Source organism: Candidatus Xiphinematobacter sp. Idaho Grape (assembly GCF_001318295.1).
In the GTDB taxonomy this organism is placed as follows: Bacteria; Verrucomicrobiota; Verrucomicrobiia; order Chthoniobacterales; family Xiphinematobacteraceae; genus Xiphinematobacter.
On sequence record NZ_CP012665.1, the window covers coordinates 589,616 to 615,973 of the forward strand.

Below are 26,358 nucleotides of genomic sequence, written 5' to 3' on the forward strand. Positions count from 1 at the left end.
TAAATCCCTAGTAAAGTGCCCTATGTTCGTCCAGCACATGCCGGCATTCTCTTTGTCGTCTCTGCTCCGTCTGGGGCAGGAAAAAGCACGTTGTGTGCTAATTTACGGCAGGAGGGTGATTTTATCTATGCTGCCTCCTGTACAACTCGGCCGCCACGCCCTGGAGAAATTAGTGGAGAGGATTATCATTTCTTAAGTGAAGAGGCGTTCCGATCTCACTTAGTGCAGGGAGAATTCTTAGAACATGCTGAAGTCCACGGGCAAAAATATGGTACCCTGAAGAGCACCATAATTGATCATCTTCAAAAGGGAGTGGACGTCCTTATAGACATCGACACCCAAGGAGCAGCTTCCATTCGCTCTTGTAGGGATCTCTTCATCTTGCAAGCCCTAGCGGATGTATTTATCATGCCACCCAACCTTGAAGAGCTCAGGCGCAGGCTAGTGCGTCGTGGAACGGAGACTGAAGAACAAATTAGAAAGCGGCTTGCCACCGCCAAACGGGAAATGTGCAGATGGAAGGAGTACAAGTATACAATTGTTAGTAGTTCTATGGAGGAAGACATTGCCAAGTTCCGCGCCGTTATCCGAGCTGAGCAATATTTGAGCCGAAGACTCCTTTTAGAAATGGAAGCACTGCCATGAAGACAATTATTCTCGGTGTCTGTGGTTCAATTGCGGCCTATAGGTCAGCAGACCTTGCTGGCTCTCTAGTGAAGCTTAGATACGCAGTGCGTGTCGTTTTAACACAGTCAGCTGCTAGATTCGTTACGCCGCTTACCCTGCATACTCTCTCTAGAAACCCAGTCTTAACAGATATGTTTGAAGAAGAGAGCAGTTGGCATCCAAGACATATTGCCCTTGCAGACTCTGCAAGCCTTCTGCTCGTGGCACCAGCTACTGCTAATATCATTGCAAAATTGGCCATAGGCCTTGCTGATGATGCACTCTCCTCGTTAGCTCTGGTATGCCGTGCTCCTATGCTACTCGCTCCGGCGATGAATGGAAAAATGTGGAAGCATCCTGCAACTATGGCCAATGTCGCACTTCTTGCCAAACGAGGAATAGAATTTGTTGGGCCCAGGAGCGGCATGCTCGCTTGTGGGTACGAAGGGATTGGGAAACTTTGGCCGGTAGAAGAAATTACTGCACGTGTCCACCAGATTCTTTCCTCAGCTGGAGAGGGAAACCTAGACCGAGAGCGTAGGGGATTTGCCTCACAAATGCATCCTTCCGCGGAAGAATTTTGAGGATTCTGGCGATCTTCTTCTACTATTTCACCAGTCTTTGCTTACAGGGACTGGTGTTTCTAGTGCAAAAGGCTTTCCTACACGCGTTTACACACATTACCTAGACTGCATGCAAACCTTTCTTCAAAGTGCCTGTGAAGCGGTGCTGAAAACCGGCGGTTTTCTGCGCTCTCATTTTGGAAAAGAATTACACGTGGATACCCGAGAGGCACATGATATCAAATTGGAGCTTGATAGACGTTCGCAAAAACTCATAGAAGAAATCCTCCTGGGATATCATCCCGACCACACTATCTATGGGGAGGAGGGGATAGTAGAGGGTAGTTCTGCTTATCAGTGGATCGTGGATCCTATTGATGGGACTTCAAATTTCTTCTGGGGAATCCCACATTTTTCCATTTCTATTGCCCTACGCTACAGGGGACAAGTCCTGGTCGGTGTCATTTATGATCCCATACGGAATGAACTTTGGGCAGTGGAGCAAGGAGCTACTCCTACTCTTAACGGAGTACAGATTTTCGTAAGTAGACGTAAAACGCTAGCTGATGCGGTAATCTCTGTAGGAATCTCCAAGTCTCTTGAATCCATTCAGTCCGGTCTCACTTTGTTTCAGAGAATGGTTCGTGTAGTAAACAAATGCCGAATTATGGGAAGTGCTGCCTTGGATATGGCCTACGTAGCCTGTGGTCGCCTAGATGTCTATATTGAAAGCCAGATCAATCTATGGGATATAGCGGCTGGTATGGCTCTTGTTGAGGAAGCAGGGGGCAAAGTAGAGCTTAGTCCTCATCCAGTAAAGCTTGGTAAATATTCGATTGTTGCCACCAACGGGAATATTCGTCTTAGCCTATGAGGAACACTTTGGTGGGCATAGGATATGACGTTCATCCCTTTAAGAAAGGGTGCCCTCTGATTCTGGGAGGCATCTGTATAGAGTCTCAGCTGGGTGGGCTAGAGGGTCATTCCGATGCGGATGTATTGGCGCATGCACTTGCGGACGCCCTGTTGGGTGCGGCTGGAAAACCGGACATTGGTTGCCTTTTCCCAAATACGGACGAATCCGTCCGCGGAATAAGTGGTTTGGCGATTTTGCATAGGGTCAGCATGCTCTTACACGCAGCAGGGTTAAGCATATGCAATATAGATTGCACTGTAATTGCTGAGGCGCCTAAAGTTTTACCTCACTCATATGCAATGAAGGAAAAACTTGCTGGAGCTCTTGATATAAAGCCTCTCCGCGTCGGGATTAAGGCTACTACCAATGAGGGAATGGGGTTTCTCGGGAGAAAAGAGGGTATAGCTGTGCTTGCCATTGCAAACTTGGTTTCAGCAGTTCATGAAGAACTGCTACGTCCACCTCCTGAAATGTCAGAGTATGAGGAGGATAAATGTTAAGCTTTTTCAACACCCTCACCCGCAGGGTGGAAGAGTTCTCCCCCTTAGACCCTGAGGGGCAAACCGTTCTGCTCTATACCTGCGGTCCAACAGTATATAGCCTGGCTCATATTGGAAATTTTCGCGCCTATATTTTTGAGGACCTTCTACAGCGCCATCTAGAATTTCGCGGGTTTAACGTGCGGCGCGTGATGAACTTAACGGATGTAGAGGACAAAACTATTCGTGGCTGTTGCGAGGCAGGCATCCCTCTTGCAGATTTTACTCGTCCTTTTAAGGAGGCATTTTTCCAGGATTTAAGTACGCTCCGTATAAAGAAGGCTGAATCCTATCCAGAAGCGAGTGCACCTGTTCATATCGGACGTATGATTGAAATGATCGCCACTCTCATTAGTAAAGGCCATGCGTATCAAGCTAGGGACAGTTCCGTATATTTCCGTTTATCGACATTTCCTGCCTATGGGCAGCTTGCTCATTTTCATCTCAATGAGCTGCGGCCTTCCGGGCGCATAAAGAGCGATGAATATGGGAAAGAAAGTGTAGGAGATTTCGCTCTTTGGAAGGCATGGGATGAGAAGGATAAAGCCGTTGGTTGGGAAAGTCCATGGGGGAAGGGGCGACCCGGATGGCACATTGAATGTAGTGCTATGGCTACAGGTACTCTTGGACCAAGCATCGACATCCATTGTGGTGGAGAAGATAACATTTTTCCCCATCACGAGGCAGAAATTGCTCAGTCAGAGTGTGCGACTGGAAGACCCTTTGTTAGACTATGGATGCATTGCCGACACCTCCTAGTCAACGGACAAAAAATGTCTAAATCTAAGGGTAATTTCCTAACCCTTCGCGATCTTCTCCATCAAGGATGGACAGGAAGAGAAGTTCGGTATGTACTTGCCAGTACTCGCTATAGAGAGCCTCTGAATTTTACCTTTGAGAGCCTATTAGGGGCTAGAAGCGCTCTGCAGCGTTTGGATGAATGGACCAAGCGCTTGCACAGCAGAACCAGTAGAGTTTCATTGCAGCCTATAGCACCTCCACAACTGGATACTGCGGCATTTGGAAGAGCATTGGACAACGATCTTAACACTTCGGCCGCACTGGGTAACGTCTTTGAGATTGTACGAGATTCCAACCGCCTCTTAGACCAAGAGAAACTCTCACCGTCCAATATTACTTTTTTAAATAGCTGGATTAGGCAAGTGCATTCCGTGTTCCATCTAGAGCTAAATTACCGGCGGCCAGACCTGCCTAGAAAGGTAAGTTCTCTTCTTTTCCAAAGAGAACAGGCGCGAGCTAAGAAACAGTGGGGCACCAGCGATAGTTTACGTGAGGAAATTCTCGCTTTGGGATGGAAGATAAAAGACACTAGGGGAGGCCAGGAGGTAAGTGGTAATTCGTTGAATTAGGTTGCGAAAAAGCTTTTCGGCTGGCTTTTACATTTTCCATGTTTCGTCCAGAAGACTACTTCGACCTGGTGCATACTGAGCACGCAACTCTTTTTGAAAAAGTCGAGAACGTCTGGGAGGTGCTATCTGGAATTGGAACTTATCTCCAACTTAACCTCCGGTCTAGTATCGAAGGAAAGCTAATGGGGGAGCCACTTATTGGGAAAAGGGCTCGTATAGGGAGGGGAACACTTGTCGAAGACGGGGTAATGATCAAGGGCCCAGCATGGATTGGAGAGCACTGCCAGATTCGCCACGGATGCTATATCCGGGAAAATGTAATCGTTGGCAATGGGGTAGTCCTAGGCAATTCCTGCGAATTGAAGAACTGCCTAATTTTTGATGGCGTGCGGTTACCGCATTTCAATTATGTGGGAGATTCTATTCTGGGATACAAGGCTCACTTGGGTGCAGGAGCCATCCTTTCCAACGTCAAATTAAGCCCGGGTGAAATTTGGGTTGTGGGCCCACATGGGAAAGTCGCAACGGGATTAAGAAAGTTTGGTGCTATACTGGGTGACTATGTCAAGGTGGGCTGTAATTCCATCTTAAATCCAGGGTCTCTTGTTGGTCGGTATGCTGTGCTCTACCCGGGCTGTCAATGGCGTGGAGTCTTACCCGCTCACTCCATCGTTAAATTACGGCAGTTACCACTGGAAATCCTTTCTAGAAAGACTACTAGCCCCTAACAAACAGAATAGCCCTCCCAATTCCTCTCTCTGTCTGCGTCGTGGACTTCTCAATCCTAATGGGGAGCGAGCGCAAAAAGCAGATATGGGCTTTTGGCAGATCACTCGATGCAGAAGCGCTCGCTTAAAAGAGGTTTCTCCTATACCTTGGCGGGAAAGAGCATGGGGCCTCTATCCGGCTAGCCCCATGTGCGTGACACCGAAGATAAGATCCCCGATATTATCGGTAAACGCGTTTACGAGAAAAAGGATACCACAAAAATATAAGCTCCAGCCGGGTCAAGCTTATATAGGGTCTACATTACAACGAGGCACTTCCCTACAAAAGAAGCGAGGGGCGTTCATAGACCTCGTATCAAAAAGAGGTCTGTCCTCCAGAGTATTCACCGTAACCGAAAAAGCTACAGACCAGGAGACAATGTTATTCCTTGCCATGCAAACGGTTCATAAAGAACGCGCGAAGCGTTTTATCTTCTAAACGTTCTAACACAGAAGAGAGAAAACCATTAGCAATGAGCTGGCGACCCAATCTTGCAGGAATGCCTCGTGTTTTCATGTAAAAGAGTTCCTCCTCATTGATTTGTCCAGAAGTCGCTCCGTGAGTACAGCGAACATCATCTGCTAAAATTTCCAGGCCAGGCATGGAGTTGGCCTCAGCGGCATCACTGAGAAGGAGGTTACGCACTTTTTGATAGGCGTCTGTCCTTTGAGCATGCGGTTCCACTCGAATAAGACCAGAAAAGATAGTACGTGCTGAGTCGTCAAGTGTATTATGGTAGAGTAGGTCGCTGGATGTGTTTGGGGCAATATGGTCTTGGAGAGTGCGTTGATCAACCTCTTGGGTATCCGAGGCTGACGTTAATGAGAGCATGAGACTACTAGCCTTGCATCCAGTTAATCGGCTAAGGCTCTCAGAGCGGAGAAATCCTGCTCCAAAGTTTGCCTGAAAAACAGTCGCTCTGGCATTTTGAGATACCAGTGTAGAATTGAGGTGCCAGGCACGCGTAAGGGCGCTCCACTCCTGCATGGCAGCGTATGTGACGCGGGCTCCTGCCGCAAGATGAATATCACTGACGCCGCAGACAAACCCTCCGTCCTGTTGGGAAACTGAGCGAAAATGCTCCAGCACAGTGATACAGCTATTTTCTCCGCAAACAATCAGAGTATGCGGAGATAAAGCAACCCCCCTCCCATCTAACCAAGAAAAAATCTCCACGGGGACCTCAACAGCGGTGTCTGGAGGGACATAAATAAACACCCCGTTGCGCAAACGAGCCTTATGCCACATTGCATACTTGTGGGACCCTAATTCCGCTGGTTGCTTCATGAAGTATCTTCGAATCAAACTGCCATGAGTATGAATAGCAGATTGCAAAGGCGACATTACTAGCCCAAGGGGGAGAAGGCTCTGCGTTTTCTGTATAACTGGCGTATGATTAGCAAAGATGAGACGAGGCGTTTCAGGAGCCAGCCCAATGCTGCGTTCTAGGAGAGAAGGAAAGATTTCCTTCCTGGGATTGACATCTACTCCGCAGTGAAGTTCTGGGAGCTCTAAGGTCTGTACACTGGAAAACCTCCATGCTTCCTGCTGAAAAGCGGAAGGGGGGGGCGTAGAGAGAAACTCTTCCCATGCTTGGCGTTGCACCGAGCGAAACCACATTGGCCAGGAAATCCCTTCTTGCAGTCCCAAGATAGAAGAAGGCTGCTTGGGTAACATAGGTTGGTAGCGCTATGGAGTTTGAGGAAATGCTCCCTATTTTTATCCTACGGAGCCCTCCATCTCGAGCTCAATAAGCCGCTTTAACTCAACAGAATATTCTATGGGAAACTGACGAACTAAATCATTGACAAAACCATTAACGGCAAGGCTCATTGCCTCACCTTCGCTTAATCCACGCTGCTGCATGTAAAAGATTTGCTCAGCGCTAACTTGGCTAACACTAGCCTCATGCTGACAGGCGTTTCCCTGCCCACGAACAGTAATAGCTGGATAAGTATCCGTACGGCTCTGCGCATTAACCAGGAGAGCATCACACTCTGTGTTGTTTTTGCAACCCCTCAGCCCCTTAGGTATGTGAACGAGACCACGGTAAGTAGCACGGCCATTCCCGAGGCTAATGGATTTAGATACAATGTTACTAGTAGTTTCGTTTGCAGCATGGATCATCTTGGCACCGGTATCTTGGTGTTGGCCATCTCCAGCAAGGGCAATACTGATGACTTCGCCACGAGCTTTCTGGCCTTTCATAACAACGCCTGGATATTTCATCGTAAGGCGTGAACCAATATTGCAGTCAATCCATTTAATTTCCGCCTCTTTGTGTGCCAAGCCACGCTTAGTAACAAGATTAAAAACATTAGAGCTCCAGTTTTGGACGGTAACATACTGGATTTTAGCACTTGGCATAGCTACTAACTCCACAACAGCACTATGGAGAGTAGTGGTCTCAAACTGAGGTGCTGTACAACCCTCCATGTACATGACCTCGCTTCCTTCATCTGCAATGATAAGCGTCCGCTCAAACTGGCCAAAACTCTCCGCGTTAATCCGAAAATAGGCTTGGAGAGGATGTTTTACCTTCACCCCGGGAGGCACATAAATAAAACTCCCCCCACTGAAAACAGCACTGTTAAGCGCACTGAACTTATTATCTCCTGCTGGAATTACTTTCCCAAACCACCTCCGGAAGATTTGCGGATATTGCTTGAGGCCTTCTGTACTACCCAAAAAAATCACTCCCTGAGCGCTTACAGCCTGCTTAATGTTAGAATAAGCGGCTTCGCTATCAAACTGGGCCTCCACTCCGGCTAAAAATCGGCGTTCTTGCTCCAAAATTCCCAACCGCTCAAAGGTACGCTTTAACTTCTCTGGCACTTCATCCCATGAGCGCTTTGGCTGTTGTCCCTGAGCGAGATAATACCGAATTTGATTAAAAGCAATGCTTTCTAAATCCCTGCTTGCCCAACGAGTGGGGAGCAGTTTTTCTAGGAACTTCTTGTAGGCCCGCTTCCGAAATTGACGAACCCAGTCAGGATCCCCTTTAGCATCAGAAATATAGTCGATGGTCTTTTCGCTCAGACCGACGCCTGCATCATAGGCATAGTCGACGGCATAGCTAAAGTTTCCAATGGAGCGGTCGATGTCAATTTGTGGTTTCGTCTCGATGCTCATTTCTAGTACAGGTTTAAGTGGATTTAAGCAAGTCATCAGATGAACCTGGAGCCCCATTAGACCGTGGTTGGCTGGGAGTAAGCCAATCGTAGCCCTCAGCCTCCAGTTGTAGGGCTAGCTCCCTTCCTCCGCTACGGGCAACCCTACCGTCCATCATAACATGGACACGATCCGGCACAATGTAATTCAAAAGGCGTTGGTAGTGAGTAATAATTAGTATCCCGACATGGGGACCTCGCAGGGTATTCACTCCTTCAGAAACAACCCTTAAGGCATCAATATCTAATCCACTGTCCGTTTCATCCAATATAGCATAGGTAGGTTGTAACATAGCCATCTGGAGAATTTCGCAGCGCTTTTTCTCCCCTCCAGAAAATCCCTCGTTTACAGAACGAGAGGTAAATGCTCTAGGAATTTGTAGGGAGTCCATCTGCTGGTAAAGGGCAGAGTAGTATTCAGTCGCCTCCAATTCCTTACCCTTAGGCAGCCTGGCCTGGATGGCGGCACGAATAAAATTTGCAACTGTGACGCCTGGAATTTCTACTGGATACTGAAAAGCTAGAAAAACGCCCAAACAGGCACGCTCGTTAGGTTCCATCGCCAGGAGGTTCTCACCATCAAGCACAATGCTACCAGCGGTAGCAGTATAACTGGGATGTCCTGCAACGACCTTGGCAAGGGTACTTTTTCCAGAGCCGTTTTTGCCCATAACAGCATGCACCTCCCCCTTCGGAATCTTTAAGCTCACCCCTTTAAGAATTTCCTGGTCATCAACATTAGCGTAAAGGTCCTGAATGGTCAGTGTACTCATAATCAGTAGACAGGAAGAGACAGACGCAGCCTGCGCCAGCAGCACCCACCACTAATCCAGTTGAAAACTAAAAGCAAGGAGAAGAACAACTAAGTAGATTCCTTTCATGTTCAGCCATCAAAATTACAGCAGATATCAAACACCTCGTACGCAGAAGGCTCTGGGTCATGCGACATTGTTGGTCCTTATTTATACCTTATAAACAGGAGCCTCCCTAAGCTTAGGGACATATAAACCCTTACCCCGGGCTGCTATTAAGGATCCTCCTATGGAATTAACTCTTTTCCCCAACACTAAAGGGTTATAAACTCATCCATATCCTCTCTTCTAATGCGTTGGGGAGGTTATCCTTGGAACAGGAGAAGGAGGACTTTTTCTTTTGACTCCTGTGCACGTCTTTCAGTGTGAATATTTAGCACTTTTATAGGTTAGTTACCGAACTTCGGATGCTTTGAACGGCGGAAAAAAGGTCCGGTTTCCCAAAAATAGCTGTTCCAGCAACGAATACATTAGCGCCGGCAAGACGACATTTAGCGGCAGTTTCTGCACAAATCCCTCCATCTACCGCTATATGAAAGCCCAATCTTTTCTGAGAGCGGACCTCAGCGGCAGCTCTTATCTTTTTCAATATCCCTGGGAGAAAATCCTGGCCTCCAGACCCGGGGTATACGGTCATGATAAGAAGAAAATCCAGGTTCGCAAGGAAAGGGTACGCTTCAAAAAGCGGTGTTTCAGGATTAATGGCTATTCCAGCCAAGCACCGCTGGTCACGGATAGAGTGAAGTGTTTCAGATACACACTGTGATGCCTCAATATGAAAAATGATGGAGTGAAAAAAAGAAGAGATAGAGTGAGGAATTAAGCCAAGAAGGTGATGTTGAGGACAATCAACCATTAGATGGATGTCAAGGGGAAGCTTTGTGGAGCGTGCAACAGCCTGAATGATAACAGACCCAAAGGAGATATTTTTTACAAAATGACCGTCCATAACATCACAATGGATCCGATCAGCCCCTGCCGAGATAACTCGGCCGACTTCTATGCCGAGTTGCGAGAAGTCGCAGGCAAGAATAGATGGAGCAATAAGTGACTTATTATAATGGTCTAAATGTAGTCCCATGGGGCAAAGTATAAGTATGGCCAACAAAGTTGTACATGGTAGAAATATTCCCGTGGAGGGGACGGGTGTTCGTTCTTCGCCCTATCTAAGTATGGTTGGTCAAATGTTGGATCGATATTTTATGGGGGAAGCATTGCGTCAAGCAAGGAAGGCATTGGACCTGGAGGAGGTACCTGTGGGTGTCGCAATCGTTCGCCGGGAGGTAGTTATCGCACGCGCGCACAATCAGGTAGAAGTCCTAGGAGATGCCACGGCTCACGCGGAAATATTGGCAATTAGGCAGGCAGAGTACATGATAGGGGACTGGCGTCTAACGGATTGTGTTCTGTATGTCACGAAGGAGCCGTGTCCTATGTGTGCAGGAGCAATGGTACAGGCACGTTTAAGTCAGGTCGTATTTGGGTGTCCCGATCCCAGCAGTGGTGGTGCAGGGGGACGGGTTAATCTTCTACAAATGCCCGGACGGAACCATCACTGCAAGATAGTGGCAGGAGTGCGTAATGCTGAGTGCAGAAGGCTTCTAAAAAAGTTTTTTTCCAACCGTAGAAGACCTTCTGTGTAACTCCTGCTAAAGCTAAGAGATGTTTCCCTTGCCAAGTGGCAAGCTCGGTCTCAGCAAGTTTCTTCGCTGAGAAGTTCAAAGTTGTAATAGTTGTAATGTGCAATGAACTCTTTTTTCGTTAGCTCCACCAGGAGACTGTTTAGAATGAGGTAAACAAGATGTCCTGGCTGACGCTCACAGCAATTGTGGTGGTAGCTACCACCAGTTTAGTGGCGTGTATCTACTTGGGAAAAACGGCCCTAACTTTAACTAGATTTCAAGAGGTAACACGGCTTTATCAGAAACTCGATGCAGTGGTATGCCTGGTCCTTGGAGCCTACTTCCTAGTTTTGAGCGCAACCCCTAAAAATGCGTATTCTCTCTTGAAGATGAGTGACATTCAATGGGGAGGGCTTTTCTACCTCGTGCTAGACACAACCATTCTAAGTTTTTTGATTATTCGCCACATCTCACCCAATCAAGCTTTTGGGGTTTGGAAGTTACAGACCCCACAACTTATCAGGCTATCAGTATCGTGGTTGGCTGCATTCTATCCACTAATTTTTTTGGTACAGACATTCTTAGAAAACCTACAGGGGATTCACCATCGGCAGCCATTGGTGCAATTCTTGATGGAAAACACAAACTTTTCTGACTACATCACCGTAACTTTCATAGTTGTGGTGATCGCTCCTCTCAGTGAAGAACTTATTTTCCGCGGATATTTGCATGGCGTCCTCCGCCAGCATATAGGCTCACTGGGAGCCATGTTCATTACCTCAACCCTCTTTGCCGGCATACATCAGCATCTTTCCATCTTTCCAGGACTATTTCTCTTAGCAGTTGGGCTATCCTTGGCCTACGAAGCTACTGGCTGTCTTCTAGTTCCAGTTCTGATGCATTCGCTGTTTAATTTCATAGGAATTTTGGCTGCAATCTTTTGATTCTCCAAAGATACTTTTCTTTCCAGTCATCTTGTGGAAGATAGCCTGATTCGTAAACTCGTCCAATCTTTCCCCCAGGGAAGAGATGTCCTTGTAGGCGTTGGAGACGACTGTGCGGTAGTCAGGTATCCTCACGCAGAAAAACTGCTCCTTCTGAAGACCGACTGTGTGATAGAAGGAATCCACTTTAAGAAAGATACCCCTGCCATTTGGGTAGGATGGAAGGCACTTTGCCGGGCAATCAGCGACGTAGCCGCTTGCGGCGGAGTTCCAGCACATGCATTAGTTACTTTTGCCACGCCTGATCGACTCTCCATACGTTGGTTACAGTCTATTTATCGCGGAATTGGACGCGCTGCTAGGCGATTTGGGGTTAGTGTCATTGGTGGTGAATCCTCGCGTTCTTTGGATACTCTTTTTCTTTCTATCACGCTTACTGGCTACGTCTCGGTTCAACGGCTTACTCTGCGTAGTGGGGCCCAACCTGGCGACTCTCTTTTTGTAACGGGGCAGCTAGGAGGATCGCTGCAGCGAGGTCATCATCTCAAATTTATTCCTCGCCTAGCAGAAGCACGTTGGCTTACTACACACTTCTCCATCCATGCTATGACAGACTTAAGTGATGGAATTGGTAGTGATCTACCCCGCATGGCTGCTGCTAGTCAGACAGGTTTTGAAATCAATCTCCAACTACTACCAAGAAATCCTGGATGTTCCATTCGACAGGCCCTCTCGGAAGGTGAGGATTACGAACTGCTTTTTGCTATTCCCCCTGGGGAAGAGAAACGTCTTTTGAGGCAGTGGGATCCTATTTTTCCTAGCACAAGGCTTACTAGAATAGGGCATATGAAAACCTGCTCCGAAAGTGAAAAAAGCACCCCCTTGCCTACGGGATATGACCACTTCTTGAAACAGCATATCTAAGCAAAGGTTTTCATCTTGCCAAGGTGGGAAACTCTCCAATCCATCCCTCTGCACAGGGACAAAATCTAACTGCGAGACATACAGATGCTACGGAGTAAGTCGTCCAAGCCAAAAAGCACAAAGCTGAGCGAGCAGTTTCTTTCTACTGGAAGTGTTCCGCAGTCTAATCCAGTCGAGCTGTTGCTGCCCACCCGACCTTAGTCTCCGCTAAAATTTCTAAAAATGAAAATTTCCATTGGATCAGATCATGCAGGCTTTCAATACAAAGAACGTATCACAACCTACTTAAGGGAGCTAAAGCACGACGTGGTGGACTTTGGAACCTATAACAACGATCCGAGTGATGATTATCCACATTATATCCTTCCTGCAGCAGAATCCGTCGTGAAAAGGGAGGCAGAACGTGTCATTGTCATCGGTGGCTCTGGGAACGGGGAGGCAATTGCAGCCAACAAGGTGCTGGGTATACGCTGCGCACTTTGTTGGAACGATAAAAGCGCAAAATACGCACGTCTTCACAACAACGCAAATGCTCTTTCCCTGGGACAACGCATGGTTTCCATTGAAATGGCTCTTAACATCGTCCAAATTTGGCTAGAGACTCCTTTTGAAGGTGGGAGGCATCAACGGCGAATTGAGGCGATCTATCGATATGAATCGTCACTCAAGCGAGTATAGTTAACAATACGGTTTTTAATATAGCTTTTATTTAGTTAGTAATGTTGCCCGGTTTCCGCCAAGGAGCTTAGAAAAAATTTTGACATGCGTATACTCTCTGGTATTCAACCTTCCGGTACTCCTCATTTAGGAAATTACTTTGGGATGATGCGCCCTGCCATTCAAATGCAGGAGCAGAATGGGATGGAGATGCTCTATTTCATTGCGGACTACCATGCCCTTACTTCTGTAAGGGATCCCGTCATCCTGCGAGGGAATGTAAGGAAAATGGCGTTGGACTTTCTTGCCTGCGGTCTTAATCCAGAAAAAACGTGCTTTTTCTTGCAGTCTGCTATCCCAGCTGTCACTGAACTAACCTGGATTTTGGGCACTCTTACTCCAGTAGGATTGCTAGAGCGCTGTCATTCTTACAAAGAAAAAAAAGCCCGTAAACTTCCATCCTCCCACGGACTGCTTTCGTACCCAGTCCTAATGGCTGCAGACATCTTGCTGTACGACAGCGATTTGGTGCTAGCAGGTAAAGATCAGAAGCAGCACCTCGAGGTAGCACGTGATATTGCTGTCAAATTCAATGAAGCGTATGGCTCAGTTCTTAGACTGCCAGCGCCTCACATTCAGGAAGGAATGGCAATGATTCCTGGGCAAGACGGGGCAAAAATGAGCAAAAGTTACGGAAATACCATAGAAATCTTTTTGGCAGAAGAAATTCTAAGGAAAAGGATCATGGAGATTCAGACTGATTCCACACCGACAGATCGGCCAAAACCTACGGCAGGGTCTACTATTCTATCACTCTACAGGCTAGTTGCCAGTCCGTCTGATTATCAACAGATGCTAGACGAGCACATTCATGGAGGAGTTGGATACAGTACTTTCAAAGAGCGTTTGTTCGAGGCAGTGTGGCTATTCTTTAAACCTTTACGTAAGCGCCGGGAGGAGCTAACTACCTGCCCGGAAGTGGTAGATCAAGTTCTCAAAAAAGGATCCACCCATGCTCACGCAATTGCCAATAGGGTCATAGAGCGAGTTCGGTCTGCCATTGGGCTACGATAAGCAACCGCGTCCTTTCTCCAGAGAGGAAGTATAGAGAACATACATAAATGTCATGGAGAGTCTCGTGTTTGCGTACACTGGGTAGTGTCCTTGTACCAGAAGACACCGTGCTTGCGCATATTCAGAATGAACGCACGAACATTTTCAGCTACTTCCTTGTTGCTTAGAAACAGCCCCACCGTATTCTGCTCACTCTTCAAAGCTTGTGAAATTTCCCGGGAAATCATTCTAGCAGAGATAAGTGTTTTTTTACCTTCCTTAAAGGCTACGTCGGCGGAGGCTAGAAGACCTTCCGTCTTCTTGGACAACCGAGCAAAATCACCGCTGACTTCCTTCAGGTTGGCCAATGTTTCAGAGAAGTTTTTTAGATTTTGTGGCTGGAGAAGGTTGCTGGTGCAAACCTTTCTTGCAACTTGTCCCACATCCTGGACCACTATACCTAAGCAAGCTATTAATTCCGATGTCTGTTCGGCTACACTGTTAACAGTGCTCACAAGATCTTCTATCCCTGATGCATATTCTCCATGAACGATAGCGCCTGGCAAAATAGGTTTAGTATCTGTAGCCCCTTTTCCTACAAGAATATCTATAAATCGGTCACCCAGGAGCCCTGAACTGCTAATCGTAAATCTGGACCCCCTAGGGATGGTCACTCTCTGGTCAATAAGCAGTTGGATGGAGACTCCCTTCATGTCTGGCAGGATAGATGGCGAAGTGGCTACGCGTCCAACGCGAGCCCCACTGAGGAGAACATCAGCACCTTTTTTAATGCCGCTGGCATTTGGAAAGTGGGCATCCAGGCGGTAGTGATAGCGCATGCTTTCACCAACCCTTCCGAGATACACGGTCATAATCCCGATGGTGGTGAGCCCAACAAGCACAAAAACGCCTACACGCATTTGGATTTTTCTCTCCTCTGAAATCATCTATCTTCCTTACTCTGTTTCACTACCTTCCGACGATCGCCCTTCTACAAAATTGCGAATGACTGGATCGCCAGAGAAGCGTAATTGCTGTGGAGAGCCACAGAAGTAAATTCTTCCGTGATCGAGAAGAGCAATCCGATCGCCCACATGATAAGCGCTCACCATATCATGTGTTACCACGACCGAAGTTACTTGCAACTGCCCTTGTAAGCGCCGAATAAGCCGGTTGATGCTGCCAGACACAATTGGATCTAATCCAGCTGTGGGTTCATCATATAGAATCACGGAAGGCGGGGAAATAATTGCTCGAGCAAGGGCAACACGTTTACGCATGCCTCCACTCAAGGCGACGGGCACTTTTCCGTCATGCCCGATCATGTTAACCAGAGCAAGCACCTTATGGACCTTTTCCCGAATTTCTTTTTCGTCTTTCATGCAGTGTTCACGGAGTGGAAAGGCGACATTATCAAAAACGCTGAGTGAATCGAAAAGAGCGCCGTCCTGAAAAAGCATTCCGATCTTACAACGAATAGGCTCTAACTGACGCTCATTGAGCTGGGTAATATCTCTTCCTTCAAAAAGGATCCTTCCGTGAACCGGCTTCATCAAGCCAATCAGGTGTCGCAGAAAGACGCTTTTCCCTCCACCACTCCTTCCCAGGAGAACAAGGGTTTCTCCGGGATAGATGGAGAGAGTAATTCCACGTAAGATTTCCTGTGTGCCTATTTTTTGGAAAAGATTCTGCACTTCAATGAGAGGAGCACTATTCGTTATGACACTCATCCTGTTGGAAAAATCACATTTAATCCCATGGTAAGGAAAAAATTCGTAATAAGGATAGCAAGGGAACTAATAACTACCGACTGAGTGGTGGCACAACCTACCCCAACCGCTCCGCCCTTAGCAGCCAAGCCTCGCTGGCAACTAATAAAGACAATGAGAACCCCAAAAACTAAGCCTTTGGTAATCCCCATAAGAATATCCACACCGTCTGTAAATCGACGCATATTCTCTAGATAATAAGTACTGGAGACGTTCAAGACTTGGGCTGCTACGACGAAACTAGAAGAAATCCCAAAGAAGATACTCTCTCCAACGAGAAAAGGCATGGAAAAAAGCATGGCGAGTGCTCGCGGCACAACCAGATAATCAACTGGCTGTACCGCCAACGCCCGCAGGGCGTCGATTTGCTGAGTGACTGCCATGGTGCCTAGCTCAGCACTCATCGCAGCTCCTACGCGGCCAGCCACCATCAGTCCTGCTAGTACGGGCCCAAGCTCTCTACACATAGCTACAGCAACTACAGGTCCCACAGCCGATTCCATATTCAAGTTACTGAATTGAAAAAACGTCTGGGCTGTAAACACAGCTCCAGTGAAGGAGCCTGTTACCACCACTACTACTTGCGAGCGGTAGCCAATCTCGTAGATCTGCTGGAAAACCAGTTTTCGACGGATTCGGCCTCGGAAAATGGCCAAAACAGCTTCAGATCCTATGAGGACCGTTTCCCCAAAACAGCGAATAAAAGTTAGGAGTGATTCTTTTAACAACATGGCAGTTAACATAGTAGGTTCCCCTACAGGTTCTAGCTTCTCCAATGAAGAGAGTAGACAACAGGATATAGGGAGTGCATGCCTTTCCTCCCGTTCAGTCTATAGGTATTAAGGACTTTTGGAAAAAAAGATGACACTAAAGGGTATTCTCTTGCGTAAAAGGATTCGGTTGCGAATCTTCCCCCACTCTGATTAGTCTAACTGGTTCGTGGGTAGTATCCTTCCGATGCCTAAAAACACCTCCCTAAAAAAAATCCTCCTTATTGGTTCTGGCCCAATTGTAATTGGGCAAGGGTGTGAGTTTGACTACTCAGGGGTCCAAGCCTGCAAGGCTCTGGCAGAAGAGGGTTATGCGGTGGTCCTTGTTAATTCTAACCCAGCCACCATTATGACCGATCCAGAATTTTCGATGCGAACTTACATTGAACCGATCACACCCGAGGTAGTAGCGATGATTATAGAACGGGAAAAAGTGGATGCTGTTCTCCCCACCGTCGGAGGACAGACAGCGCTTAATGTTGCTATTGCACTAGTACAAAACGGTACGCTGCAGCGTTTTGGAGTAGAGCTGATCGGCGCAAGTGCCGCTGCGATCCGGAAAGGCGAAGATCGTCAGATCTTCAAGGAGACAATGTTGAGCATTGGATTGGATGTACCGGTCTCTGGCATAGCACACAACGTAGAAGAGGCACTTGCTATCGCAGGGCGTATCGAAAGATTCCCACTTATTATCCGTCCGGCTTTTACTTTGGGGGGAGGGGGAGGAGGGATTGCCTACAACTATCAGCAGTTTAAAGAAATTGTTCAACAAGGGCTCGCCCTTTCTCCCGTTTCAGAGATCCTTGTTGAGGAGTCTCTGCTTGGTTGGAAAGAATTTGAAATGGAGGTAATGCGCGACTGTGCTGATAACTGCGTAGTGGTCTGTTCCATTGAGAATATGGATCCCATGGGCGTTCATACCGGCGATTCTATCACAGTAGCTCCTATTCAAACTCTTACAGATAAGGAATATCAGTCTATGCGGGATGCTTCATTTACAATCATGAGGGCTATTGGCGTGGAAACCGGTGGTGCTAATATCCAGTTTGGAGTTCATCCACAGACTGGACGTATGGTAACCATCGAGATGAACCCCCGCGTTTCACGTTCCTCAGCACTGGCGTCTAAGGCGACGGGTTTTCCTATCGCCAAAATCGCTGCTAAACTCGCCATTGGCTACAGTCTGGATGAGCTCAAGAATGATATTACGCAGAAAACATCGGCCTGCTTTGAACCAGTAATTGACTATGTGGTTACCAAGATACCTCGGTTCACCTTTGAAAAATTTCCCATGGCAGACTCAACTTTGACTACACAAATGAAGAGCGTAGGAGAAGTGATGGCCATCGGCCGTACTCTAAAAGAGTCGCTGCAAAAGGCTATCCGGTCCTTAGAGATTGGTAGATTTGGTCTAGGAGGCGATGGTAAGGACAACCTACCACTATTGGAGAATGGAAGTCCTGACTTGGATGTTATCAAAAAGCGACTACAGGTCCCTAATGCTGAACGAATTTTCTTTCTGCGAAATGCTCTACATGTCGGGTTCAGTGAAAAGCACGTATCTGAATTATCTGGCATTGACCCCTGGTTTATTCGGCATATCCGGCAAATTGTGGACGAAGAGCAATCCTATCACCAAAACCCTACAAAGATCCCCCTCCGCCGGGCAAAAAAGATGGGTTTTTCCGATCATCAACTCGCCTTCCTTTCCGGCACATCCGAGGTAGAAATCCGCAATCGCCGCAAAGCTCAAGGTATTGTTCCAACTTACCGACTGGTGGACACCTGTGCAGCGGAGTTCGAAGCCGATACGCCCTACTACTATTCTACTTATGGTGACGAGGATGAAATTCGCCCAACCTCTCAAAAAAAGGTGATGATTCTTGGAAGTGGACCTAACAGAATTGGACAAGGGATCGAATTCGACTACTGCTGCGTTCATGCAGCTTTTGCTCTTAGGGAGGAGGGAATCGAGACCATTATGGTCAATTCTAATCCGGAAACTGTTTCTACTGACTACGACACGAGTGACAAGTTGTATTTTGAACCATTGACACTGGAAGATGTTCTCAATATTTACGAGAGAGAGAACTGCGATGCTGCAATTGTCCAGCTTGGGGGTCAGACACCGCTCAACCTGGCTACTTCTCTACAGGCGGCTGGTGTTCCAATCGTTGGGACACAGCCCCATAGCATCGAAGCGGCAGAGAATCGCATGTATTTTGCTGCGATGATTGATCGTTTAGGGTTACGCAGAACAGTTGGCGGAACAGCAATTCGAGAGCAGGAGGCCTTGGCTGTAGCTGCACGCATCGGGTATCCTGTACTAGTTCGTCCCTCTTTTGTATTAGGTGGTCGTGCAATGGAGATCGTACACTCCGAGGAAGATCTCCGCTGCTATATTCGCGCTGCCATACCAACTTGTTATGGGGGACCACTCTTGGTGGATCGCTTCTTGGAGGACGCTACTGAGGTGGACATAGACTGCATTAGCGATGGAGATCTCTGCGTAGTGGGTGGCATTATGGAACATATCGAGCAAGCTGGGATTCATAGTGGAGATAGTGCCTGCATGCTACCCTCTTGTTCGCTTTCATCAACAGTCTTAGAACATCTTAGCGAGGCTACCAAAGCCATCGCACGTGAACTAAATGTTGTTGGCCTTATGAATGTCCAATTTGCTATAAAGGGCGGCGAGGCGTATGTACTGGAGGTAAATCCTCGAGCTTCTCGAACCATTCCATTTGTCAGTAAGGCTATTGGAGTACCGCTGGCAAAGCTTGCAGCGAAGGTCATGGTTGGTCGTAAGCTCCATGAGTTAGGCTTTATAAAAGAGGTGATTCCAGCTCATTTTTCCGTAAAAGAAGCGGTATTCCCCTTTGCGAGGTTCCCGGGAGTAGACATCCTTCTGGGACCAGAGATGCGATCTACCGGAGAGGTAATGGGGATCGATCAAGATTTTGGGATGGCATACGCCAAGGCTCAAATCGCAGCTCAGTCAGCCCTTCCCCTGCAGGGAAGTATCTTCGTTAGCGTAAAAGACGTGGACAAAGATGCCGTTGCTCTCGTTGCACTGGGATTTTACCGCCTGAATTTCCAAATTTTTTCAACCAGTGGCACAGCAGCATTTCTGGAATCCCATGGAGTCAAAGCTAAGTGTCTCTCAAAGCTGGCTGAGGGTCACCCGAACATATTAGATAGGATCCAGGAATCGAAGGTTCACCTGATCATTAACGCACCAAGCGGTCAACAGCCCAGGAAGGACGAAATTATCATCCGTAGGGCAGCCCTCGCCGCCCGCATACCAGTCATCACCACCCTGCGTGCTGCACAGGCTAGTTTAGAAGCCATTCGTGCTATGCTTCGTACCCCTCTCTCAGTGCGGAGCATCCAGGAATATCATGCAGCTTTATCGTCTCTCTTGTCCAGGGAGACGTTCCTTTTCCAACAGAAGGAATGAACCTTTTCCGTTTTTTCTTCAGCACAGGGATAGTCTTCGCTTGAAAATTCTTGGTCGGTTGCTACTCTCACCCCCCAATCGGAGGTTAGGTGTGCGTTGTGTGGATGCTACCGCAGTTCCTCTTCTGCTCAACCTAGGTATTGGGGGCTGCACAGTTTAGCGTTTTTTAACACGAGTGGCTTGTAATTCGGTGTAGGTTCTATCATGTAAACGGGATGCTTTTAGGGTTTATCAAACTTTACTCACGCTCCGCGTTGTTTGTAGCCATTGGTGTTGGTGGAGTGTTGTCCTACTTCTCTGAACAATTGCTTGATCCTTATCACGTTCAGGTACTTACACTTGCCGCTGTTTATGCCACATTGGCTGTTAGCCTCAATCTAGTGATGGGGGAAACAGGTCAGTTCTCTCTGTGCCATGCGGCTTTTATGGCAGTCGGTGCCTACACTTCAGCTTACATTACCTCTTATGGTCTCCCGTCCTGGTTTCCTGGCGTGAAATTCACAGGAACCTCTTTCTGGTCACAAGTGACGTTTTTCCCAGTATTAGTTTCGAGTGGATTAACTGCTGGTCTAGCAGGATGGATTGTTGGAGTCCCTTCTCTACGCTTACGTGGAGATTACTTGGCCCTGGTAACACTCGGATTTGGGGAAATCATTCGGGTGGTGCTACAGAATACAGAAGCAGTTGGGGGGGCGCGTGGAATGGAGGCAGTTGTCCCAGCAACTAATCTCTTCTGGAGTATTGGTACGGCAGCAACCGTCATTTACTTTTCCTTCTCTCTGGTTCGTTCTACCTATGGGAAAGGTTTCCACGCCGTACGGGATGATGAACTTGCGGCAGAGAGCATGGGTGTGAATACCACAGCCTATAAAGTTACAGCGTTCGTGTGGGGAGCTTTTTTTGCCGGGATAGCTGGAGCGCTCTACGCACACAGCGTCGAATTTATCAGTCCAGATGGTTTTACGTACCTAAAATCAATCGAAATTCTGGTCATGGTCGTACTAGGGGGAATGGGTCAGATAGGTGGTGTTACCCTTGCAGCAATCTTTCTTACTTTGCTTAATGAATGGCTACGCCAACTGGGAAGTTATCGAATGGTAGCCTATTCTCTCATGATTATTCTTCTCATGATTTTGCGTCCCCAGGGTTTGCTGGGAGGAGTAGGAAAATGCTTTGAGCAATGGGCCTTTCACAGGAAAAGAATGTGAATGGGAACCATCTTCTAGAAGTTCGGAACTGTGCACTTCGTTTCGGAGGTTTACATGCCGTGGCGGGTGTGTCTTTTCAGGTAAAAAAAGGTGAACTCTTAGGATTGATTGGCCCTAACGGCGCAGGGAAAAGCAGCGTATTTAATCTAGTGACTGGTATTTATTCTCCTACTTCAGGGGAGATTCTTTTTGAGGGGAAGGTATGCTCTGGATTACGCGCTAGTAAAGTAACTGCGATGGGATTGGCGCGCACTTTCCAAAATGTACGTCTATTCCACTCTCTCTCAGTGCTTGAGAATGTAGTGGTGGCGTTTAACCTGCACTTAAGTCATAGTTGGCTGCACGCAATTACCCGTGGGGCTAAATTCCTGCAGGAAGAGGCCAATGTGCGACAGCAAGCCCTAGAATTACTGAAAATTTTTGGACTGGACCAAGCGGGTGGACGCCTTGCCACTGCGCTGTCTTATGGGTCACAGAGGAGATTAGAAATCGTACGTGCCATGGCTACACAACCAAAGCTCCTTTTATTGGACGAACCTGCTGCTGGGATGAATACGGTTGAAAAGGAAGAGCTTATGCAGCTTATCCGTTTCGTTCAGGAGCGTTTTGGAATTACCGTTCTTTTGGTTGAACATGACATGCCTCTTGTCATGGGGATTTGCCGGAGAATCGTGGTAATGGAACAAGGTAAATTACTCGCTGAAGGTACTCCTGAAGAAATTCAATCTAATCCCACAGTAATCGAGGCATATCTCGGGCGCCCCCTCCCCTAGCGAATAGAGAAGAGTGACACTGCATGCTTAAAGTGAAAAGTCTCAACGTGTTTTACGGTTCAGTACAGGCTCTACACGGAGTCTCTTTTGAGGTCCCAGTCGGAAAAATTGTTACTTTGATTGGCGCAAACGGTGCTGGAAAGTCTACTGTACTGCGTACCGTATCTGGTCTAAACCGCCCGACAGCCGGTAGTGTGCAATTTAATGGGGAGGACATTTCTAGCCTACCTCCTTACTTGATAGTAGACAAGGGGCTAGCCCACGTGCCAGAGGGTAGGATGATATTTTCAAATCTCTCTGTCCGTGAAAATTTAAAAGTGGGATCCTACCGAAGAAAAAATCACCGTGCATTGCCTGCAGATCAAGATTATGTCTTTTCAATCTTCCCCCACATCGCAGAGCGCCTCAACCAACAGGCGGGAACCCTCTCCGGTGGGGAACAGCAGATGCTGGCCATTGGCAGAGCAATTATGAGTGGAGCAAGAATGTTAATGCTTGACGAGCCTTCATTAGGAATTGCTCCGATCCTTGTGGAAACCATTTTTCAACGACTAATTGAACTTAATGAACGCCGTGGCATGACAATTCTTCTTGTAGAACAGAATGCGAACCTTGCACTACAAGTCAGCCATCTTGCTTGCGTACTGGAGTCTGGAAAATTGGCCCTCAGTGGAAGGAGTAGGGAACTGCGCGAGAATGCTCAGGTCCGAAAAGCCTATCTTGGACATTAAGGATTAGTTTGAGACGAAGGGAGAACCTCTGTAAGAAGTTTAGCTACCTCAGCTGGCTGATCTAAGGGAGATCCTCCTTCCAAATGGAGCTGGTTCCATATTCCCATAGGAGCACGTTGACACCACTTCGGATCAGGTTTTCCACTAACGAAAAAATGGGGTTCTCTCTGAAGTACTGGGGCTCGATATTCGGCAATTATTTCCACCAGATCCTTAGGATCTGCCTTATCCTCCTTAATGAAGAACGCCCTTCTTAGGACTTGTAACCACTTTGCAGGTTTTTGATTGCAAGGTGGGATGTCAAAAAGGACGAGAGACAAGCTTTTTTTGTTCTTCTGATCTAATTGATGAGCTAACTCCCAAGCAAATATTGCCCCCACGCCAATACCGATGAGAGCAAATTCACCTGAGAGATATTCCTGAAGAACGAGTGCTAAACTGCAGGTAATTTTTTCTACAGTAGCTGAAGGAGCTAGTGCCCTCCTAGGAACCACGAGACAATGTACAGCATACTTACTGGATAAAGACTGTGCTATGGGGAAATAATCCTCGGCAAGGCCTCGGCCGGCATGAATAAAATAGAGCGCGATGCTACCATCAATCCCTGTTTGCAGCGTCGTTATAACGGGTAGCCGTCGTAAGGGTTCGACGCCAGAGTTTAGGTGGTGGCAGCTACCTGCCTCCGCCTGGGGAGTGGTAGTTGGCACAAGTATAGGTATAATAGGTTGCGGCTTTGGAGTGGCTAGAGACAGTGGATCTATCTGATCAAAAGGATCTAAATGAAACCGGGTGACAAGTGCAAAATGTGCGGGTACCAACTGTCTTGGAAGGTGTTCCCTTAAATGCTGATCCAACGTGGTTGGCAATGACGCCACGTGGCTGTCGCGTGGCACAATCCATGCACCCAAGCAGGACGATTGCTCCCCAAGCGGAGTAAAGCTACGAACTATGCCGTCAATAATATCTGGATGAGAAGCAAGTGCATCTTCTATCCGATGCAGGGTCGTCCAATCCAAACTATCTGGGAGTTGGCCGTAAGGTTGACTAATCAGTACAAGCTGTCCTTTTTGGTTCCATCGTGCCCATTCATCTGTCACAGAAATTTGCCAGGAACGGCCACCTATAGTGGCAGTTACGGTCTTCTTGTTTTCACACATCCCATTCTGAATGTTTTCGTGCAAACAATATGCAAGAATTCCAGGAGAGTAAGAGGGGAGTAGTTGGTACCGGCTGTCTACAAGAAACACTGCAACACTGGGCTGTGGACGGCCACAGACCAGTCCCATCTCACAAAACTCCGGTGCATCATCAAGGCTTTCCGTTACAATGCCACTCCCCAAGAACTCTGAAGGGCTATAAAATACAACGCAATCAGCTTTTCCTCTGTTCTGTTCCTTCCACTTGGAAATGATCGAACGCGAGATATGACCCGCCTCAATTACTATCCGATGCAAAGTACGAGGTGTAGGATGGTGTAATTCGGCAAGATAGTGTAGCCATTGACTCCAGAAAGCAGCCGTGAGGCGTAGATGTGTGATCTTTGCAGACTCAAGAGTTTCCTGAAAGGCAGTCCGTGTGCTTTTAATGCTTTTCTCTGGAAAAATCAATGTGGCTCCAGTAAGGAGAGCAACAAAGCACTCTTCTACTGCCGCTGCACTACCCTGGAGGTGGTGGCAGAGAATCCGGTCATTGGGCTGCGTATTATAGGTACAAATGGCATTTGTTACGACAGTTTGTAGCTCTGCATAAGAGATTACTCTTCGATCTCCGTTGGACTGCAGGACAGAAACCACAGGGCTAGTAGGAGCGAGAGAAGCAATGGGTAATACCTGCCTTGGAAGAGAGAGGATTCTCTCCCATAGAGGCTCTTCCAACACAAGTAAAGTGTGTTGGATTTTTCCAGGAATAGCCTCCTCGTTCCTGTCTGTTATCACAGTAGACACCTGATATCTGGAAAGGTACTCCCCGAGTTCGGCAGGTAATGCTTCTGGATCTAGCGGCAAGCAGGTACAGCCAACTCTTAGTGCTCCAAGTAAGACAACCAACGTCCATGGGGAAAGGGGCATTATCAGTGCAAGGACTGTTCCAGCACCTATAGAACGGTTTTTTAAAAATGTGGAAAATTGACTGGAATAGGTTTCCATCAGAGAAAAACTTAAAGAATCACTTCCCTTTTCTACAAATGTGCGGGAGCCATGCAGTTGAACAATCCTTTTTAGAGCTGTGAATGGATCGAGGAAAGTTGGTTGCACTAAAGGGGATACCACCCCCAAACAGACTGCTTCCTCCTCTTCACTGGGAAGGCCTAACTCGATCGTAGAAACCAGTGTATTTGGCTCTGCAAAGTAGTGTAGCGCCTTAAGAAGACGTTCAAGTAACTGGCGTACAATCCGCGGAGAAATCCAGCTAGGGTGGTATTCGATAGCGATAGAAAGGCGTTCCCTTCCACAAGCCAGAACCTGCATGGGAAACCGAGAGTTCTGGTGTATGTGAGCGTCGAAACGCATCCACTGAGGTAAGCAAGTATGAATGCGGTTATTAAGACTTTCCGGTAAGTAATGCAGGGTGCTGCTAAGTTGAGGGCAGGGATCAGAATGACCAACGTGGTTCCATACTTCTTGGATATTGGTTATAAGGAAGGGTTCAGTACTAAGTTCTGTCTCCTGCAGAGAGCGCAACCATGCTTCACAGGTTAAGTCCTCTGGAACCTGAATAGGAAAGGGCAAGCAGCTTTCAAAGAGACCTACTGATTCCTCAGCCTGGGAACCCGCAAGACGACGGCAGGAGCGATAGATACCAAATATTGCCTCTCCGTCCACGTTAACCCGTCCAAGGACCAAACCCCAGGCTGCCGCAAGAAGAATAGGTAAGGAGGCGTCTGCTAGACTAGCTGACTGAATAAGCTGCATAGTAGTTTCTTTCTCCAAGAGAAAAGCCTCACATTTTAACGGAGAGTCCTCAGGGGTGCCGCTAGATGCTTGAGAATGGGAAGGAGCTACAAATGGTAGAGGATTGATTCGTTGCAAGAGATGTTTCCAGTGCTGGCAGGAGGCTGCAGGGTCTGCACTTTCGATGGCACCAATAGCGGCTGCATAAGAAGGAGATTCTTGCAAAGAAGGTTGACATCCATAAGAAAGCTCCTCATAGAAAATCAGCCAATCACGCAACACCAAAAAGATAGATTCCCTGTCTAATAGGATTGGGTGACAAGTCCAAAGAAAGTGGTGCATTTCTCTAGGCAGTTTGATGATGTGAAAATGGAAGAGGGGCGGATGAGTTAAATCAATGGATTCTGCTGCATCTTTAGACCGCAGGCGATTCCATTGGACACTTATTTCCTCGCTGGAGAAGTTACACCAATTGAGAGGATGCCAGACAGTTTCGCAATCCTTATACTCACGGAAAGAGAGTACATCGCCTGCTTTCTTGCTGAAACCAGAGCGGAGCAAACCATGCCGGCGTATTACCCATTGCCAAGACTTTTGGAGCAGTCTGATATCCACGGGTTCTCCAAAATTGAAAGAAATCTGTATATTGTCAGCTATGGTTGTCCCATGGAGGATATCTGTGGACACAGCATAAATAGCTTCTTGCATGGGAGAGGCTGGGAATTCGCGCATAGAAGAGTGGATAAGATGGAAGA

Annotated in this window: 23 protein-coding genes; 15 read left to right on the top strand and 8 right to left on the bottom strand. The window is 47.5% G+C overall.

Annotation, left to right across the window (positions count from 1 at the left end):
• The first annotated feature begins 15 nt into the window (after nucleotides 1–15).
• From gmk to AMD24_RS02805, 6 genes are all read left to right on the top strand, one after another.
• Entirely contained in the window at nucleotides 16–645 is a 630-nt protein-coding gene (gene gmk, locus AMD24_RS02780; RefSeq protein WP_062100566.1) for a guanylate kinase, read from the top strand.
• On the top strand, nucleotides 642–1,250 hold the full coding sequence (locus AMD24_RS02785; protein WP_082383029.1) for a flavoprotein: 609 nt from the start codon (nucleotides 642–644) through the stop codon (nucleotides 1,248–1,250). Before gmk ends, AMD24_RS02785 begins: the two co-directional genes overlap by 4 nt.
• Before the next feature lie 109 nt (nucleotides 1,251–1,359).
• Complete coding sequence (locus tag AMD24_RS02790) at nucleotides 1,360–2,103, top strand: inositol monophosphatase family protein (protein ID WP_062100879.1); 744 nt, start codon at nucleotides 1,360–1,362, stop codon at nucleotides 2,101–2,103.
• Complete coding sequence (gene ispF / locus AMD24_RS02795; RefSeq protein ID WP_062100567.1) at nucleotides 2,100–2,645, top strand: 2-C-methyl-D-erythritol 2,4-cyclodiphosphate synthase; 546 nt, start codon at nucleotides 2,100–2,102, stop codon at nucleotides 2,643–2,645. Before AMD24_RS02790 ends, ispF begins: the two co-directional genes overlap by 4 nt.
• Entirely contained in the window at nucleotides 2,639–4,054 is a 1,416-nt protein-coding gene (gene cysS, locus AMD24_RS02800; RefSeq protein WP_062100568.1) for a cysteine--tRNA ligase, read from the top strand. The genes ispF and cysS overlap by 7 nt, the downstream gene beginning before the upstream one ends.
• A 38-nt stretch (nucleotides 4,055–4,092) precedes the next feature.
• The gene (locus AMD24_RS02805) at nucleotides 4,093–4,782 is read left to right on the top strand and encodes an acyltransferase (RefSeq protein ID WP_062100569.1); all 690 of its coding nucleotides are present in this window, start codon (nucleotides 4,093–4,095) and stop codon (nucleotides 4,780–4,782) included.
• A 421-nt stretch (nucleotides 4,783–5,203) separates the two neighbouring features.
• On the opposite strand, the gene sufD is transcribed toward AMD24_RS02805, so the two are convergent.
• From sufD to rpe, 4 genes are all read right to left on the bottom strand, one after another.
• On the bottom strand, nucleotides 5,204–6,442 hold the full coding sequence (gene sufD / locus AMD24_RS02810; protein ID WP_158404366.1) for a Fe-S cluster assembly protein SufD: 1,239 nt from the start codon (nucleotides 6,440–6,442) through the stop codon (nucleotides 5,204–5,206).
• Between the two features lie 99 nt (nucleotides 6,443–6,541).
• Entirely contained in the window at nucleotides 6,542–7,954 is a 1,413-nt protein-coding gene (gene sufB / locus AMD24_RS02815; protein ID WP_200906705.1) for a Fe-S cluster assembly protein SufB, read from the bottom strand.
• A 13-nt stretch (nucleotides 7,955–7,967) separates the two neighbouring features.
• Nucleotides 7,968–8,765 carry a Fe-S cluster assembly ATPase SufC gene (gene sufC, locus AMD24_RS02820; RefSeq protein WP_062100880.1) on the bottom strand — a complete coding sequence of 266 codons (798 nt, stop codon included), beginning with the start codon at nucleotides 8,763–8,765 and terminating at the stop codon, nucleotides 7,968–7,970.
• Nucleotides 8,766–9,186: 421 nt separating this feature from the next.
• Nucleotides 9,187–9,885 (bottom strand): ribulose-phosphate 3-epimerase, encoded by a 699-nt coding sequence (gene rpe / locus AMD24_RS02825; protein WP_062100572.1) that lies wholly within the window; start codon nucleotides 9,883–9,885, stop codon nucleotides 9,187–9,189.
• A gap of 16 nt (nucleotides 9,886–9,901) precedes the next feature.
• Between rpe and tadA the strand changes: the two genes are divergently transcribed.
• The 5 genes from tadA to trpS all read left to right on the top strand — a co-directional run bounded on the left by tadA (nucleotide 9,902) and on the right by trpS (nucleotide 14,025).
• Entirely contained in the window at nucleotides 9,902–10,447 is a 546-nt protein-coding gene (tadA, locus tag AMD24_RS02830; protein ID WP_235503175.1) for a tRNA adenosine(34) deaminase TadA, read from the top strand.
• 158 nt (nucleotides 10,448–10,605) lie between these two features.
• Nucleotides 10,606–11,370, top strand: a complete 765-nt coding sequence (locus tag AMD24_RS02835) for a CPBP family intramembrane glutamic endopeptidase (protein WP_062100573.1) — start codon at nucleotides 10,606–10,608, stop codon at nucleotides 11,368–11,370.
• 33 nt (nucleotides 11,371–11,403) lie between these two features.
• Nucleotides 11,404–12,294 carry a thiamine-phosphate kinase gene (thiL, locus tag AMD24_RS02840; RefSeq protein ID WP_062100574.1) on the top strand — a complete coding sequence of 297 codons (891 nt, stop codon included), beginning with the start codon at nucleotides 11,404–11,406 and terminating at the stop codon, nucleotides 12,292–12,294.
• 222 nt (nucleotides 12,295–12,516) lie between these two features.
• Nucleotides 12,517–12,972, top strand: coding sequence for a ribose-5-phosphate isomerase (locus AMD24_RS02845; RefSeq protein WP_062100575.1), 456 nt, complete (start codon nucleotides 12,517–12,519; stop codon nucleotides 12,970–12,972).
• An 84-nt stretch (nucleotides 12,973–13,056) separates the two neighbouring features.
• Complete coding sequence (gene trpS, locus AMD24_RS02850; protein WP_062100576.1) at nucleotides 13,057–14,025, top strand: tryptophan--tRNA ligase; 969 nt, start codon at nucleotides 13,057–13,059, stop codon at nucleotides 14,023–14,025.
• 50 nt (nucleotides 14,026–14,075) lie between these two features.
• Here trpS and AMD24_RS02855 read toward each other — a convergent pair whose 3' ends face one another.
• From AMD24_RS02855 to AMD24_RS02865, 3 genes are read right to left on the bottom strand one after another with little or no spacing between them, the layout of a single operon-like run.
• Complete coding sequence (locus tag AMD24_RS02855) at nucleotides 14,076–14,951, bottom strand: MlaD family protein (protein WP_062100577.1); 876 nt, start codon at nucleotides 14,949–14,951, stop codon at nucleotides 14,076–14,078.
• 9 nt (nucleotides 14,952–14,960) lie between these two features.
• Nucleotides 14,961–15,734: an ABC transporter ATP-binding protein gene (locus tag AMD24_RS02860; protein ID WP_062100578.1), complete on the bottom strand. Its 774-nt coding sequence runs from the start codon at nucleotides 15,732–15,734 to the stop codon at nucleotides 14,961–14,963.
• On the bottom strand, nucleotides 15,731–16,504 hold the full coding sequence (locus AMD24_RS02865; protein ID WP_148565185.1) for an MlaE family ABC transporter permease: 774 nt from the start codon (nucleotides 16,502–16,504) through the stop codon (nucleotides 15,731–15,733). Before AMD24_RS02865 ends, AMD24_RS02860 begins: the two co-directional genes overlap by 4 nt.
• Before the next feature lie 226 nt (nucleotides 16,505–16,730).
• Between AMD24_RS02865 and carB the strand changes: the two genes are divergently transcribed.
• The 4 genes from carB (at nucleotide 16,731) to AMD24_RS02885 (ending at nucleotide 22,715) form a co-directional block, all read left to right on the top strand.
• Nucleotides 16,731–20,003, top strand: a complete 3,273-nt coding sequence (gene carB, locus AMD24_RS02870; RefSeq protein WP_062100579.1) for a carbamoyl-phosphate synthase large subunit — start codon at nucleotides 16,731–16,733, stop codon at nucleotides 20,001–20,003.
• A gap of 215 nt (nucleotides 20,004–20,218) precedes the next feature.
• Complete coding sequence (locus tag AMD24_RS02875) at nucleotides 20,219–21,211, top strand: branched-chain amino acid ABC transporter permease (RefSeq protein ID WP_062100580.1); 993 nt, start codon at nucleotides 20,219–20,221, stop codon at nucleotides 21,209–21,211.
• Nucleotides 21,184–21,984 (top strand): ABC transporter ATP-binding protein, encoded by an 801-nt coding sequence (locus AMD24_RS02880; protein ID WP_200906701.1) that lies wholly within the window; start codon nucleotides 21,184–21,186, stop codon nucleotides 21,982–21,984. The genes AMD24_RS02875 and AMD24_RS02880 overlap by 28 nt, the downstream gene beginning before the upstream one ends.
• A gap of 23 nt (nucleotides 21,985–22,007) precedes the next feature.
• Nucleotides 22,008–22,715 carry an ABC transporter ATP-binding protein gene (locus AMD24_RS02885; RefSeq protein ID WP_062100581.1) on the top strand — a complete coding sequence of 236 codons (708 nt, stop codon included), beginning with the start codon at nucleotides 22,008–22,010 and terminating at the stop codon, nucleotides 22,713–22,715.
• Here the strand turns inward: AMD24_RS02885 and AMD24_RS02890 are convergent.
• Nucleotides 22,712–26,335 carry a condensation domain-containing protein gene (locus AMD24_RS02890; RefSeq protein WP_062100582.1) on the bottom strand — a complete coding sequence of 1,208 codons (3,624 nt, stop codon included), beginning with the start codon at nucleotides 26,333–26,335 and terminating at the stop codon, nucleotides 22,712–22,714. The two genes, AMD24_RS02885 and AMD24_RS02890, sit on opposite strands and share 4 nt — an antisense overlap.
• Nucleotides 26,336–26,358: the final 23 nt, after the last annotated feature.

What these genes read in the sequence shown, in the direction of transcription:
- sufD (WP_158404366.1), bottom strand. Translation starts at nt 6,442, where the DNA reads ATGTGGTTTCGCTCGGTGCAACGCCAAGCATGGGAAGAGTTTCTCTCT.
- ispF (WP_062100567.1), top strand. Translation starts at nt 2,100, where the DNA reads ATGAGGAACACTTTGGTGGGCATAGGATATGACGTTCATCCCTTTAAG.
- AMD24_RS02875 (WP_062100580.1), top strand. Translation starts at nt 20,219, where the DNA reads ATGCTTTTAGGGTTTATCAAACTTTACTCACGCTCCGCGTTGTTTGTA.
- AMD24_RS02865 (WP_148565185.1), bottom strand. Translation starts at nt 16,504, where the DNA reads ATGTTGTTAAAAGAATCACTCCTAACTTTTATTCGCTGTTTTGGGGAA.
- AMD24_RS02785 (WP_082383029.1), top strand. Translation starts at nt 642, where the DNA reads ATGAAGACAATTATTCTCGGTGTCTGTGGTTCAATTGCGGCCTATAGG.
- rpe (WP_062100572.1), bottom strand. Translation starts at nt 9,885, where the DNA reads ATGGGACTACATTTAGACCATTATAATAAGTCACTTATTGCTCCATCT.
- AMD24_RS02880 (WP_200906701.1), top strand. Translation starts at nt 21,184, where the DNA reads ATGGGCCTTTCACAGGAAAAGAATGTGAATGGGAACCATCTTCTAGAA.
- AMD24_RS02835 (WP_062100573.1), top strand. Translation starts at nt 10,606, where the DNA reads ATGTCCTGGCTGACGCTCACAGCAATTGTGGTGGTAGCTACCACCAGT.
- carB (WP_062100579.1), top strand. Translation starts at nt 16,731, where the DNA reads ATGCCTAAAAACACCTCCCTAAAAAAAATCCTCCTTATTGGTTCTGGC.
- sufB (WP_200906705.1), bottom strand. Translation starts at nt 7,954, where the DNA reads ATGAGCATCGAGACGAAACCACAAATTGACATCGACCGCTCCATTGGA.
- AMD24_RS02805 (WP_062100569.1), top strand. Translation starts at nt 4,093, where the DNA reads ATGTTTCGTCCAGAAGACTACTTCGACCTGGTGCATACTGAGCACGCA.
- AMD24_RS02890 (WP_062100582.1), bottom strand. Translation starts at nt 26,335, where the DNA reads ATGCGCGAATTCCCAGCCTCTCCCATGCAAGAAGCTATTTATGCTGTG.
- sufC (WP_062100880.1), bottom strand. Translation starts at nt 8,765, where the DNA reads ATGAGTACACTGACCATTCAGGACCTTTACGCTAATGTTGATGACCAG.
- AMD24_RS02845 (WP_062100575.1), top strand. Translation starts at nt 12,517, where the DNA reads ATGAAAATTTCCATTGGATCAGATCATGCAGGCTTTCAATACAAAGAA.
- trpS (WP_062100576.1), top strand. Translation starts at nt 13,057, where the DNA reads ATGCGTATACTCTCTGGTATTCAACCTTCCGGTACTCCTCATTTAGGA.
- AMD24_RS02860 (WP_062100578.1), bottom strand. Translation starts at nt 15,734, where the DNA reads ATGAGTGTCATAACGAATAGTGCTCCTCTCATTGAAGTGCAGAATCTT.
- cysS (WP_062100568.1), top strand. Translation starts at nt 2,639, where the DNA reads ATGTTAAGCTTTTTCAACACCCTCACCCGCAGGGTGGAAGAGTTCTCC.
- tadA (WP_235503175.1), top strand. Translation starts at nt 9,902, where the DNA reads ATGGCCAACAAAGTTGTACATGGTAGAAATATTCCCGTGGAGGGGACG.
- AMD24_RS02855 (WP_062100577.1), bottom strand. Translation starts at nt 14,951, where the DNA reads ATGATTTCAGAGGAGAGAAAAATCCAAATGCGTGTAGGCGTTTTTGTG.
- AMD24_RS02885 (WP_062100581.1), top strand. Translation starts at nt 22,008, where the DNA reads ATGCTTAAAGTGAAAAGTCTCAACGTGTTTTACGGTTCAGTACAGGCT.
- AMD24_RS02790 (WP_062100879.1), top strand. Translation starts at nt 1,360, where the DNA reads ATGCAAACCTTTCTTCAAAGTGCCTGTGAAGCGGTGCTGAAAACCGGC.